We start from the raw sequence: 12,363 nt of genomic DNA, 5'->3' as shown, positions 1-12,363 counted from the left end.
GAGCGGCGAGTATGATGTTTAAGCAATACCTGCAAGTAACGAAACCAGGCATCATTTTTGGCAACCTGATCTCCGTGATCGGCGGTTTCCTGCTGGCCTCCAAGGGCAGCATCGATTACCCGCTGTTTGTCGCGACGCTGATTGGCGTGTCTCTGGTGGTCGCCTCGGGTTGTGTATTCAACAACTACATCGATCGTGACATCGACCGTAAGATGGAACGTACGAAAAACCGAGTGCTGGTCAAAGGACTGATGGCGCCTAAAACGTCGCTGGTCTACGCCACCTTGCTGGGTATTGCTGGCTTCATGCTGCTGTGGTTCGGCGCTAACCCGCTGGCCTGCTGGCTGGGCGTGATGGGGTTTGTGGTTTATGTCGGCGTTTACAGCCTGTACATGAAACGCCACTCCGTCTACGGCACGCTGATTGGCTCTCTCTCCGGCGCTGCGCCGCCGGTGATTGGCTACTGCGCGGTGTCCGGTACGTTTGACAGCGGCGCGCTGATCCTGCTGGCGATTTTCAGCCTCTGGCAGATGCCTCACTCCTACGCCATCGCGATTTTCCGCTTCAAGGATTATCAGGCGGCGAACATTCCGGTTCTGCCGGTGGTGAAAGGCATTTCAGTGGCGAAAAACCACATCACGCTGTACATCGTGGCGTTTGCTATCGCTACCCTGATGCTGACGCTTGGCGGCTATGCAGGGTATAAATACCTGATCGTTGCGGCGGCCGTCAGCGTGTGGTGGCTCGGCATGGCGCTGCGCGGTTATAAAGTGGAAGATGATAAAGTCTGGGCGCGTAAGCTCTTCGGCTTCTCCATCATCGCCATTACCGCACTCTCTGTAATGATGTCCATCGACTTTATGGTGCCGAATTCCCAAAGCCTGCTGACGTACGTCTGGTAAGGTTTGAAGGATGTGAAAAAACCCGCTGCGGCGGGTTTTTTATTGTCTGCAATTCAATATACGGCTATTAACCGTATCGCTTGACGCGATAACGCTTTGGGTATAGATTATTTCATACGGCTAACAGCCGTACTATGTATGAAATCCATCACCAGGATTTCATTCAGCCACATTAAGAGGTCAATCATGCCTGGTAAAACCGCCACTCTGCCCGACGTCGAGAAAGCGCTGAAAAACGCGCGGGTTGAACTGAAAACCAGCTCCGACGCCAAGAACAGACTTCGCGAAGCTGCCGAAGCCGTTGGGTTAGATTTAAGCGCCTTTATCCTGAGCGCCGCCATGGAACGCGCCGAAAGCGTGCTGGATAACCAGCGTCGTCGCGAGCTTTCGAATCAAAGCTGGGAACTGATGAATCAGCTCATCGCGGAACCTGCTCAGCCGACGCTCGCACTCAAGGCGTTAATGAGAAGGAAAAAGAGCGATGGTCAATCTGCCTGAGGAGCGGGCCCTCACCCCGATGCTCTCCTGTAATTATCAGTCTGACATTACCTACCCGGGGCAAAAACACTTCGATTGCGGTAACCCCGTTATCGATAAATTTGTTCGCACGTCACTTAAGAAGAGCGTGCGTAACAGTGACTGTGCTGCAAAAGCACTTATCGACAGTAACAGCGGCGAACTTATCGGCATCTGCACCTTTACCGCCTACTCGCTGGAAAAACAACGCGTGTCGGGCGTATTGCAAGGCTCGCAACCGTCAGAAATAGGCGTCGTAAGGCTGGTCATGCTTGGCGTGGCGCGTAAATACCAAAAACAGGGCTATGGTCAGGATTTGCTGTGCGACTTTTTTGAGCATGTCAAAATCATCCACCAGGCGCTGCCAATCAAAGGGGTCTATCTCGACGCTGACCCGGCAGCGATTAACTTCTACGCACGCCTCGGTTTTGTTCCGCTTTCATCCACACCGAATGCCTTCGGCGCTTTGCCGATGTTTTTGGCCATTCAACATATTATTGCGGCGTAGCTGTATATCGGATGGTGGCGAAACCATCCGATAGATTTACTGAACCAGCATCAAACTCCCCGCCTTTAATAAATCCACATCTTTGCCATTAATTTTTGCCGTCGCATGGGTCATTTCAAAGGTCAGCTCACCACAAAACGCGTTATCCTCAATATGCAGCAATGTGGATTGACTGAGCGAATTATGTTCATATCCTTCCAGGTTGCGATTAAGCGTATTCATGCCAAACGGAGCAAACGACGCGATATCTGTCAGTACCGCGCCTTCTCGATTTTTGACGTTTAACCCCACGCGCATATTGGCAACTTCGCCAATATGGTTGGTATCAACTTGCAGATTGAGCTGGCAGGCGTAGCTATCGTTTTTACCGCCGATAAACGAGCCCACCTGTTTCAGCGTCAGCACAGGCAGTTCGTCCCTCCCCTTTTCGCGAGCCAGCTTGTCTTTTTCACAGGTGGCTAAAAAGCCGTCAACCCGCCCCACCCTGCTCTGCCCTTGATCAAAATAGTCGGCGGCCATTTTGCAGTCGGTCTGCACATATTGCCCGTTGGTGTACATCCAGGCCAGATAACGCCACGCAATGGCGCTCCCCTGCTCTTTCGCCGTATCAAAAAGCTGGAATGCTTTGGCATAATCAATATCAACCTGCTCGCCAAGATAATAAATCGCGCCGAGATTGATTAATGCATCTTTGTTACCCTGCTTCGCAGCCCGTTCATACCATTTGAGCGCTTGCTGAATATCCGGTTTAACGCCCTTCTCTCCCGTTGCATATAAAAGCCCGAGGATATTCTGGGCGTCAGACTGGCCCAGTTCCGCCGCCTTGCGATACCACTCCATTCTAAACGCGTCTTTATTGGCCACCTTAACGAACCCGGCATCATAAAGCTGGCCAACCAGAAATGTAATATCGGGATCGTTATCTTTCGCCCAAAATTCAGCAAGATTCAATACATCTGATTTTGAGAAGCCCAGACGATTCATAAGAAGTTCATTCCCCGTATTGGCGTAACTCATCACCATCTGGAGAAAGGCAAAACGCTGGCCGGGATCTTTTATTGCCGCAGCTTTTGCCGAATAGATTTCATCGACCAGCTCATTAAGCGTTGTCGCATCAACGTGGATATCTTCTTTATTCGCTTTGTCGGCAAGCGCCTGAGCGCGGGTGGTATTCTGCGCAACGCCCTGGCCATACTGGTAAAAATAGCGCGCTGTAGCAGCCGTAGCGGCTATCCAGATCGCAGGCTTGCTCGTAGAAGTGGAGGGCTTTTTCGACACTGGCAGAAACTGAAACACCGTATTCATAGACAAAACCCAGCTTCATTAGCGCGTCGGGATCTTTCGCTTTCGCCAGCGCCTGCAAGCCGGACAGCGCCTTGCTTTCTCCATCAGCAAGCGAGTGATAATATCCCTCAGCATCATCGGCAGCCTGGCATACCGCGGAAACTGATAACACTAAAAACAGCCAATTCCATTTATTTATCAACATCCATTCATCCTTGAATTTATTTTTTAACGACACGAAATATATTTAAATTATATTTAAATGGTTTTATATTCACCCAGTAGATATTTAAACAATCAAAATCTAGGGTAATAAACAATAGAAAAATAACACCTCTACCGATCGTAAAAGTGTATTTTCATCAAAAAATGCATTTATTTACTGGCCTGATAAAAATTAGCTCACCAGCATTTCTCGTGCGCTATACAGCAAATCAAGATGATCCCGGCACAGCGCATCCAGCGACGTACGCGACTGATGACTGGTCAAACTCAACGCGCCCCAGTAGAGCCCTTCTCTGTCAGCCAGCGGTACGGCGACCACCAGCATGCCGATTTCAAATTCCTGCTCGATGGTGGCGTAGCCCTGCTGACGCACCAGCGCAATACGCGCCATCAGTTCATCAATCTCAACGGCGGTGTACGGCGTGCGGCGCTCACGCTTGATTTGCCGCAGCACCGCTTCGCACTCCGCTTCCGGCAGCGACGCCAGCCATAAACGCCCGCCCGCCGTGCAGTACACCGGCACGCGCTCGCCGAGGCGCACCGATGTCGAGTTAAACGGCGTGTGCTTACTGCGCGCGATATACACCAGTTCATTTTCATCAATCACCCCCACCGACGCATGCTCTTCCGTTCGGCTGGCGATGTACTCAACGATGGGGCGCACCATACGCGGGAACTGGGCGGAATCGACGTACGCCTGCCCCAGCCGCAACGCTTTGGGCGTCAGCCAGTAGTAGCGACCATCGGTGCAGAGATAGCGTTCATGCACCAGCGTCAGGAAAAATCGCCGCGCCGCACTCTGCGTCAGGCCACTCATTTTCGCCGCCTGCGGTACCGTCAGGCGCGGATGTTCTTTGGAGAAAAGCTGAATAATCGCCAGCCCTTTTTGCAGGCCGACGATCAAATCGCGGGAATGAATCTGATTTTGCATAGTCGTTCACACTTTCGCAACAAACAAGCCCATTTACTGCGATTATCGCACTGTTAGTGCGATTAACAACCCACCTGTCCGAATTCTGCGTTGTTGGTCACCGGATCCGCTGAAATACTCAATCAACATTTGATTAACAAGTGAGATAAAAAATGGTCAGTGGATTTACGCAAATCGTGGCTGTACTCGGGCATCCCATCACACAGGTGAAATCGCCGGAAAACTTCAACCGCTACTTTGCCGATACGCAGATGGACAAAGTCATGATCCCGGTCGATATCGCCCCGGAAGCGGTTGCCGATTACCTGAATGCCCTGCGCGGCTGGCAGAACATGAGCGGCGTGCTGGTTACCGTCCCGCATAAACAGCGTGTTGCCGGCTTGCTGGACAACCTGACGCCGCGCGCGCGCCATCTCAATGCGGTGAACGTGGTCAGAAAGCTGGCCGACGGGCGTCTGGAAGGCGACATGCTCGACGGGGTCGGTTTCCAGCTGGCCGCCGAAGCGCACGGTTTTGCCGCGGCGGGGAAACGCGCATTACTGTCTGGCTGCGGTGGCGTCGGCAGCGCGATTGCCTGGGGATTGTGTGAAGCGGGCATCAGCCACCTGGCGCTGTACGACCGGGATGACGCCACGCGTCAGCGGCTGGAAAACCGTCTGGCGACGCACTTCCCGGAAGTCCATCTCAGTGAACTGCCCTCTTCGCTTGCAGGCCTCGACCTGCTGGTCAACGGATCTCCGGCGGGGATGCAGGGATTTGATCCGCTGCCGTTGCCACAGGCCCTGCTCGATACCTTACAAAACAGCACTCACGTCGCCGATGTGGTTACCGCACCGGTGATCACCCCACTGCTGGCCTTTGCGCAAACGCGCGGCTGCACGGCGCAAACCGGCCCTGAAATGGCTCTGGCGCAGATGAAACTGATGGGCCAGTTTATTGGCGCAATCCCTGGTGAGCACGAGGTAGCCGCATGAAAAACTGGGATGTGATCGTTATCGGCAGCGGCGCGGCGGGCTTTGCTACAGCGGTCACGGCCTGCTGCAAAGGCTTGTCGGTGCTGATGCTGGAGAAAGCGCCGCACTTTGGCGGCACATCGGCGATTTCCGGCGGTGCGGTGTGGATCAACGACACCGACCAGGCTCGCCAGGCGGGTAAAAGTGGTTCACCGGACGCCATCAAAACCTATCTGCGCACCATCATTGGCGATGCGAATTACCGCCCGGCGCTGGTGGATGCGTTTGTGGAATCCGGACGCGAAGCGCTGGCATTCCTTGAGCAGGAAGGCGCAGTGAAATACAGCCTGCGCCCGCTTTCACCTGATTATTACCCGGATGAAGCCGGGGCGGTCGATGCGGGTCGCGCGCTGGAAGTGGTGGAATTTGACGGTCGTGAGCTGGGTGAACACTTCAGCACCCTGCGATCTCCGCCGCCGGGTATGCTGCTGTTTGGCGGCATGATGGTCAACCGCGTCGATATTCAGCACTTCCTGGATATGCGCCGTTCGTGGACGTCGTTCCGTCACTGTTCGCGCCTGCTGCTGCGCTACGGTCGCGATCGTCTGCGTCACCCGCGCGGCACGCGTCTGGCGATGGGCAACGCGCTGATTGCGCGGATGGCGACGCTGGCACTGCGCAAAGGGCTGGACCTGGCGCTGAACGTCAACGTGACCGCGTTAATCGAAGAGCAGGGCCGCGTTACGGGCGTCACCATTCAACGCGAAGGCAAAGAAGAACAGCTGCGCGCGCGCTGCGGCGTGGTGCTGGCAGCAGGCGGTTTTGCTGCCGGACAGATTGCCGCGCAGTTCCGTCCGGCAACGCAGCAACATTTCACCATGTCGCCCGCCACCAACGACGGCGCGGCATTTCAGCTGGCGGGCCGCGTCAGCGCGCAAGAAGGTGCCAATCTCCCCTCAAACTTTTTCTGGGCACCGGTATCGGTTTTACGTCACCCGGACGGCACGGAAGAGCGCTTCCCGCATCTGGTCACCGACCGGGCTAAACCGGGCGTGATTGCCGTCAATCAGCGTGGCGTACGCTTTGTGAACGAATCGAACTCTTACCACCACTTCGCCAGCGCGATGCAGCAGCAGCCGGAAAACGCGCCCTGCTATCTGATTGGTGATGCCCTGGCGATGAAAAATTACGGTCTCGGCCTCGCGCGTCCGGCCCCGGTTAATAACGATGCGCTGATCAAAGCAGGATATTTGCATAAAGCCGATACCCTCGCCGCGCTCGCGCAGCAGCTCAACCTCGACCCGCTCACGCTGGAAGAGACCGTCGCACGCTATAACCGCGATGCCGCTAACGGCACCGACAGCGAATTCCGCAAAGGCGGGAACAGCTACAACCGGGCGATGGGCGACCCGGCGCATCAACCGAACGCCTGCAACGCGCCGCTGAGTCAGGGTCCGTTCTACGCCATCACCCTTTACACCGGCGATTTAGGCACCTCGCGCGGGCTGGTCACCACCGCCGACGCGCAGGTGATGAATCAGCAAAACGAGGCCATTCCCGGCCTGTATGCGGTCGGTAATGACATGGATTCCATGATGGCGGGCACCTATCCCGGCCCCGGCATTACGCTCGGCCCGGCGCTCACCTTCGGCTATCTCGCCGCGAAACATATGGTTCAACAACAATCCCTTTAACCAGGAGAACGACATGATCTACGAAAAACGCACCTACACCATCAATCCGCTGAAAATGGCCGACTGGCTGGCGCTGTATAAGAGCGATGCGTATGCGGTGCAAACCGAGCATCTCGGCAAACTGATTGGCTTCTTCTTTACGGAAATTGGCGTGGTGAATCAGGTGGTGCATATCTGGGCGTATGAAAGCCTGGATGACCGTCTGGTTCGCCGTGGCCGCATGGCCCAGGACGAACGCTGGCTGACCTTCTCGCGTAAAAATCGCGAGCTGGCGGCGGTTGAGCGTCTGGAATCAGTGCTGATGCGCCCGACCGATTTCTCCCCGCTGCAATAAGGAGCCCGAAATGAGCAGGCAGGTAAAGGTAGATGTTCTGGTGGTCGGTTCTGGCGCGGCGGGGTTATCCGCTGCCGTTACCGCCGCGCTGCACGGCGCACGCGTGCTGGTCGCGGAAAAAGAGCCGGTGATTGGCGGAACCAGCGCCTGGTCCGGCGGCTGGCTGTGGATCCCACGCAATCCGCTGGCGCGTGAAGAGGGCATCAACGAAGAGGAATCCGCCCCGCTTACCTACCTGAATGCGGAGATGGATGGCCGCCCTGCCGATGCGCGCCTGCAGACGTTTCTGCGCTACGGCCCGGAGATGGTCGATTTCTTTCGCTCGCATACCGCGGTGCAGTTTCTCTCCGGCAGCAAAATGCCGGATTTTCACAACTCCCCCGGCTTTGCCACCGGCGGGCGCTCGGTCACCGCACAGCCTTACGATGGACGCGGTCTGGGTGACTGGCTACACCGTTTACGCGCCCCGCTGGAGACGATCAGTCTGGCAGGCATGGGGATCGCGGGCGGTGCGGATATGGCGCATTTTTTCAATGCCACCCGTTCACCACGATCGGCGTTCTACGCCACCCGTCGCCTGCTGCGCCACAACTGGCAGCGTCTGCGCTACGGACGTGGGCAGCATCTGGTGAATGGCAATGCACTGGTCGCGCGCCTGCTGCGCTCGGCGCTGGATGCGGACGTTCAGTTTCAGTTGAACGCCCCGGTAGCCCGATTGCTGAAGCAGAACGGGCAGATTATCGGCGCGGTGCTCGATAGCGATGAAGGCGCGATAACCGTCAGCGCTGGCGCGGTAGTGCTGGCCTGCGGCGGCTTTCCGCACGATAAAGCACGGCTGGCGCAGGAAGTGCCGCACGCGCGTCAGGGCTACGGCCACTTTTCCGCCGCGCCGCCGGGGAATCAGGGCGATGGCATCCGGCTTGGCGAAGCGGCTGGCGGTCATTTTGAGCACAATCTCAAGCATCCCATGGCCTGGGCGCCGGTATCACGCGTCACGCTGGCAAGCGGGTTGCAGCTCGCGTTCCCGCATCTGGTCGAACGTGCCAAGCCGGGGTTTATCGCCGTGTTACCCAGCGGGAAACGCTTCACCAACGAAGCCGATTCCTACCACGATTTTATCGCCGCGTTAATTGCCGCGACGCCAGAGGGTGAAAAACCGCAAGCATGGCTGCTGGCAGACCAGCGCACGCTGAGCCGTTACGGATTAGGCCACGCGCGGCCCACGCCGTTTCACGTTAAGGCGTGGCTGCGCAACGGCTATTTGCAATCCGGCGAGACGCTGGAAATGCTGGCGCAAAACTGTGGGATCGATGCATCCACGCTGGTTGAAACCGTCGCGCGCTTCAACGGTTTTGCCGAACGCGGTGTGGATGAAGAGTTTCAACGCGGCGCATCCGCCTACAACTGCGCGCAGGGTGATGCCACGCATCAACCCAGCCCGACGCTGGGCGCGATAAAACAGGGGCCGTATTACGCCGTGCGCATTCTGCCCGGTTCGCTGGGCTCGTTCAGCGGCCTGCTGACCGATGAACATGCGCAGGTGTTGAACGACCAACATCAACCCATCCCTGGCCTGTACGCCGTGGGGAACGATATGTCGAGCGTCATGCAGGGGTTCTACCCCAGCGGCGGCATTACGCTTGGTCCGGCCATGACTTTCGGGTATCTGGTGGGCAAAAACCTTGCCGCAAACATAACAAAAACAGCGTAATACATCGCTTTGCCACGGAAGGCCAAAACATAACAAAAACCTTACCTGCAACTGTACTGGAGTCCCTATGAACACGCGTTCCTTGTCTCTTGCTGCACTGACGATGCTCGACATTCCGCCACCGGAACAGGTGCGCATCGCCGCCGAAACGGGCTTTACGCACGTTGGCCTGCGCCTGCTCCCCGCCACGCCGACAGACCCTGACTACGATATGCTTGGCGATACTGCTGCCGTGCGCGAAACCCTTGCTGCGCTGCGGGAAACGGGGGTTCGCGTGTCGGACGTGGAGATTGTACGTTTAACGCCAGATTTCAATCTTGACGCGCTTCGTCCCTTCCTGGAAACCTCCGCGCGTCTGGAAGCCCGGCAGGTGCTGGTCGCCGGAAATGACGACAACGTTGCCCGCTGCGCGGAGAATCTGGCGAGCCTGGCGCAGGCCGGGAAAACCTACGGCCTGACCATGAACCTCGAACCGATGCCCTGGACGGCGGTGAAAACCGTACGTGACGCGCAGACGTTGATTACCGCCAGCGGGCAGAACAACGTCGGCATTCTGGTCGATGCGATTCACTTCTGGCGGGCGGGGGAATCGTTGACCACGCTGGCTGACATTCCGGCTGCCCAGTTGAACTATATGCAGCTGTGCGATGCCCCTGCACAAATCCCTGACACCACCGATGAGCTGATTTACCAGGCGCGTAGCGCACGAAAAGTGCCGGGCGAAGGCGGCCTCGATTTACGCGGTTTGCTGGCGGCGTTGCCTGCCACAATCCCCGTTTCTCTCGAAGTTCCGCTGGCGGGCGCACAAGGTGCCCTTCCCGCCCAACAACGCGCACAGCTGCTGTTTAACGCCGCGCAGTCCTTCCTGTGAATCACTCACCCGAGGAATCGTTATGGCTCAGACTCAACGCCTGGACGTCAGAGAGTTAATTAACACCCAGCCGCTCAGCCGCTATCAGAAGCTGGTGATTTTTTTAGGGTTTGCCGTAATTGCGCTGGACGGTTTTGATATCGCCATCATGGGATTTATCGCCCCGGTGCTGAAACAGGAATGGGGCGTCAGCAACCATGAACTGGGCTTTGTGATCAGCACCGCGCTGATTGGCCTGGCGCTGGGGGCGATGTTCTCCGGCCCGCTCGCCGACTGGCTGGGGCGCAAGAAGATAATCATTAACAGCGTGTTCTTCTTCGGTTTCTGGACCGTCGCCACCGCCTTTTCGCAGAACATCGAACAGATGATTTTCTTCCGCTTTATGACCGGGTTGGGCCTCGGTGCCGCGATGCCCAATATCAGTACGCTGGTCTCGGAATATGCGCCTGAACGTAAGCGCTCGTTCATCATTACGGTAATTTTCTGCGGTTTCACCTTCGGGGCGGCGATTGGCGGCTTTACCGCGTCATGGCTAATCCCAATGTACGGCTGGCATTCACTGATGGCGCTGGGCGGCATTTTGCCGCTGCTGTTTGTGCCCATTCTGCTGTGGAAGCTGCCGGAGTCCGTGCGTTTTCTGGTGATCAAGCAAGCCCCCGCCGGGCAGATTTGCGCGATCCTCCAGCGGCTCTATCCGGGCCAGATAGCCGATAACGTCAGTTTTGTTTTGCCGACACAGCCCGTCAGCGGCAACGCGATGCGCATCGTACTCTCGCCGCAATACCGTTTCGGCACGCTGATGCTCTGGCTCATCTACTTTATGGGGCTGTTTCTGGTTTACATCCTCGGTAGCTGGCTGCCTACGCTGGTGAAAGAGATTGGTCTCACCGTTAGCCAGGCGGCAATTATGACCGCCATCTATCAGGCGGGCGGCACAGTGGGCTCACTGTTCGCCGGGTGGCTGATGGACCGCATCAACCCGCATCGGGCGCTGGGAGCGATTTTTGCGGTTGGTGGGCTGGTGACGATGGCGATTGGTTTTGCGGCCGCCAGCTTCACGCTACTGTGCCTGCTGGCGCTGATTAGCGGCGCCTGTCTGAACGGCGCGAATACCGGCATGAACGCGCTCTCTGCGCGCTTTTATCCCACCCAGGCGCGCGCCACCGGTTCAAGCTGGATGCACGGCGTCGGGCGTATCGGAGCGATCCTCAGCGCCTTTGCCGGGGCTGAAATGCTGGCGATGGACCTCAAATTTGAAACCGTCTTCCTGCTGCTGGGCATTCCGGCGCTGCTCACCGTGCTGGGCGTCGCGGCAAAAGGCTGGTTTGCCTCGGGCCAACCCGGCCATGTTCCTCCCGTTACCTCTTCGCTCAGGAGCCCATCATGAATCCGACAAGACTCGCCGTGATCGGCGCGGGCGCCATCGGGCGCAAACATATCGAGGTTATTCAGCATGCGTCAGACGCCACGCTGGTGGCGCTTGCCGATCCCTCTGAACAGGCGCGGGAACTGGCCACTGAACTCGGCGTTGCGTGGTTTGCTGACGTCGAGGAAATGCTCGATGAAATCAGGCCAGACGGGGTGATTAACGCCACGCCAAACACCCTGCATGTGCCCTGCGCGCTGGCCTGCGTAACACGCGGCATTCCGGTGCTGGTGGAAAAACCGGTGGCGGAATCTCCTGAGCGCGCGCGTGAGCTGGTGGACGCCGCGCTTGCGCACAACGTACCGGTATTAGTTGGCCATCATCGCCGCCATAACGCCCTGACGGCGGCGGCGAAAACACTCATCGACAGCGGCAAACTCGGCAAAATTGTCGCGGTTTCCGCCCACTGGCTACTGCAAAAACCGGACGACTATTTTGACGTGAGCTGGCGACGCGAGCCCGGCGCGGGGCCGCTGCTGGTCAACCTGGTGCACGATATCGATCTGATGCGCTATCTGCTGGGCGAAATTGAAGAGGTACAGGCGATGGCCTCCAGCGAAACGCGAGGCTTTGCCAACGAGGACAGCGCGGTGGTGAATTTGCGTTTTGCACGCGGCACGCTGGGCAGCGCGGTGTTAAGCGATTGCAGCGTCAGCCCATGGAGCTGGGAGATGAACTCGGCGGAGAACCCGATTTACGCGCATACGCCGGAAAACTGCTACCTGATTTCCGGCACGCAGGGCGCGCTGGCGATACCGCAGATGCGCTGGTGGCGCTACGGCGAGAAAAGCGGCTGGCACGAGCCGCTTATCAGTGAAACGTTGCACATAGACGCCATCGACCCGTTTATCCTGCAACTGAATCACTTTATTGCCGTCATTCGCGGCGAGGCTACGCCGATTATCGATGCCGCCGATGCGCTACGATCGCTGGAGGTGATCGACGAGATTCGCCAGGCAATTTGACCTTCAGACCAGGGCCCCGCGCAGGGGCCTTTTTCTATACAGC

At 57.3% G+C, this 12,363-nt stretch carries 12 protein-coding genes; 10 read left to right on the top strand and 2 right to left on the bottom strand.

Annotation, left to right across the window (positions count from 1 at the left end; genetic code table 11):
- The first annotated feature begins 11 nt into the window (after positions 1-11).
- The 3 genes from cyoE to ACWWFX_RS09940 all read left to right on the top strand — a co-directional run bounded on the left by cyoE (position 12) and on the right by ACWWFX_RS09940 (position 1,926).
- The gene (gene cyoE / locus ACWWFX_RS09950) at positions 12-902 is read left to right on the top strand and encodes a heme o synthase (protein ID WP_149462128.1); all 891 of its coding nucleotides are present in this window, start codon (positions 12-14) and stop codon (positions 900-902) included.
- Positions 903-1,088: 186 nt separating this feature from the next.
- Positions 1,089-1,400 (top strand): type II toxin-antitoxin system TacA family antitoxin, encoded by a 312-nt coding sequence (locus tag ACWWFX_RS09945; RefSeq protein WP_276222285.1) that lies wholly within the window; start codon positions 1,089-1,091, stop codon positions 1,398-1,400.
- Positions 1,384-1,926: a GNAT family N-acetyltransferase gene (locus ACWWFX_RS09940; RefSeq protein ID WP_473223719.1), complete on the top strand. Its 543-nt coding sequence runs from the start codon at positions 1,384-1,386 to the stop codon at positions 1,924-1,926. Before ACWWFX_RS09945 ends, ACWWFX_RS09940 begins: the two co-directional genes overlap by 17 nt.
- Before the next feature lie 36 nt (positions 1,927-1,962).
- Here the strand turns inward: ACWWFX_RS09940 and ACWWFX_RS09935 are convergent, their stop codons facing one another.
- Both ACWWFX_RS09935 and ACWWFX_RS09930 read right to left on the bottom strand, forming a co-directional pair.
- Positions 1,963-3,231 (bottom strand): sel1 repeat family protein, encoded by a 1,269-nt coding sequence (locus ACWWFX_RS09935; RefSeq protein WP_473223718.1) that lies wholly within the window; start codon positions 3,229-3,231, stop codon positions 1,963-1,965.
- Positions 3,232-3,607: 376 nt separating this feature from the next.
- A complete protein-coding gene (locus ACWWFX_RS09930; RefSeq protein ID WP_276222275.1) occupies positions 3,608-4,366 on the bottom strand; it encodes an IclR family transcriptional regulator domain-containing protein in 759 nt (252 codons plus the stop codon).
- A 152-nt stretch (positions 4,367-4,518) separates the two neighbouring features.
- Between ACWWFX_RS09930 and ACWWFX_RS09925 the strand changes: the two genes are divergently transcribed.
- The 7 genes from ACWWFX_RS09925 to ACWWFX_RS09895 all read left to right on the top strand — a co-directional run bounded on the left by ACWWFX_RS09925 (position 4,519) and on the right by ACWWFX_RS09895 (position 12,320).
- Positions 4,519-5,340: a shikimate dehydrogenase family protein gene (locus ACWWFX_RS09925; protein WP_473223717.1), complete on the top strand. Its 822-nt coding sequence runs from the start codon at positions 4,519-4,521 to the stop codon at positions 5,338-5,340.
- On the top strand, positions 5,337-7,013 hold the full coding sequence (locus ACWWFX_RS09920) for an FAD-dependent oxidoreductase (RefSeq protein ID WP_473223716.1): 1,677 nt from the start codon (positions 5,337-5,339) through the stop codon (positions 7,011-7,013). The genes ACWWFX_RS09925 and ACWWFX_RS09920 overlap by 4 nt, the downstream gene beginning before the upstream one ends.
- A gap of 13 nt (positions 7,014-7,026) precedes the next feature.
- Positions 7,027-7,347, top strand: a complete 321-nt coding sequence (locus tag ACWWFX_RS09915; RefSeq protein WP_015965584.1) for an NIPSNAP family protein — start codon at positions 7,027-7,029, stop codon at positions 7,345-7,347.
- Positions 7,348-7,357: 10 nt separating this feature from the next.
- Positions 7,358-9,058: an FAD-dependent oxidoreductase gene (locus ACWWFX_RS09910; protein ID WP_473223715.1), complete on the top strand. Its 1,701-nt coding sequence runs from the start codon at positions 7,358-7,360 to the stop codon at positions 9,056-9,058.
- 67 nt (positions 9,059-9,125) lie between these two features.
- On the top strand, positions 9,126-9,929 hold the full coding sequence (locus ACWWFX_RS09905) for a sugar phosphate isomerase/epimerase family protein (RefSeq protein WP_473223714.1): 804 nt from the start codon (positions 9,126-9,128) through the stop codon (positions 9,927-9,929).
- 22 nt (positions 9,930-9,951) lie between these two features.
- Positions 9,952-11,316, top strand: a complete 1,365-nt coding sequence (locus ACWWFX_RS09900) for an MFS transporter (protein WP_473223713.1) — start codon at positions 9,952-9,954, stop codon at positions 11,314-11,316.
- Positions 11,313-12,320, top strand: a complete 1,008-nt coding sequence (locus ACWWFX_RS09895) for a Gfo/Idh/MocA family protein (RefSeq protein WP_473223712.1) — start codon at positions 11,313-11,315, stop codon at positions 12,318-12,320. The genes ACWWFX_RS09900 and ACWWFX_RS09895 overlap by 4 nt, the downstream gene beginning before the upstream one ends.
- Positions 12,321-12,363: the final 43 nt, after the last annotated feature.

This window comes from Pseudocitrobacter sp. 2023LY-00077 (genome assembly GCF_055796175.1).
The sequence above is the reverse complement of the archived record's forward strand: the minus strand, read 5'-3'. Positions and strand labels throughout refer to the sequence as shown.

What these genes read in the sequence shown, in the direction of transcription:
- cyoE (WP_149462128.1), top strand. Translation starts at nt 12, where the DNA reads ATGATGTTTAAGCAATACCTGCAAGTAACGAAACCAGGCATCATTTTT.
- ACWWFX_RS09945 (WP_276222285.1), top strand. Translation starts at nt 1,089, where the DNA reads ATGCCTGGTAAAACCGCCACTCTGCCCGACGTCGAGAAAGCGCTGAAA.
- ACWWFX_RS09940 (WP_473223719.1), top strand. Translation starts at nt 1,384, where the DNA reads ATGGTCAATCTGCCTGAGGAGCGGGCCCTCACCCCGATGCTCTCCTGT.
- ACWWFX_RS09935 (WP_473223718.1), bottom strand. Translation starts at nt 3,231, where the DNA reads ATGAATACGGTGTTTCAGTTTCTGCCAGTGTCGAAAAAGCCCTCCACT.
- ACWWFX_RS09930 (WP_276222275.1), bottom strand. Translation starts at nt 4,366, where the DNA reads ATGCAAAATCAGATTCATTCCCGCGATTTGATCGTCGGCCTGCAAAAA.
- ACWWFX_RS09925 (WP_473223717.1), top strand. Translation starts at nt 4,519, where the DNA reads ATGGTCAGTGGATTTACGCAAATCGTGGCTGTACTCGGGCATCCCATC.
- ACWWFX_RS09920 (WP_473223716.1), top strand. Translation starts at nt 5,337, where the DNA reads ATGAAAAACTGGGATGTGATCGTTATCGGCAGCGGCGCGGCGGGCTTT.
- ACWWFX_RS09915 (WP_015965584.1), top strand. Translation starts at nt 7,027, where the DNA reads ATGATCTACGAAAAACGCACCTACACCATCAATCCGCTGAAAATGGCC.
- ACWWFX_RS09910 (WP_473223715.1), top strand. Translation starts at nt 7,358, where the DNA reads ATGAGCAGGCAGGTAAAGGTAGATGTTCTGGTGGTCGGTTCTGGCGCG.
- ACWWFX_RS09905 (WP_473223714.1), top strand. Translation starts at nt 9,126, where the DNA reads ATGAACACGCGTTCCTTGTCTCTTGCTGCACTGACGATGCTCGACATT.
- ACWWFX_RS09900 (WP_473223713.1), top strand. Translation starts at nt 9,952, where the DNA reads ATGGCTCAGACTCAACGCCTGGACGTCAGAGAGTTAATTAACACCCAG.
- ACWWFX_RS09895 (WP_473223712.1), top strand. Translation starts at nt 11,313, where the DNA reads ATGAATCCGACAAGACTCGCCGTGATCGGCGCGGGCGCCATCGGGCGC.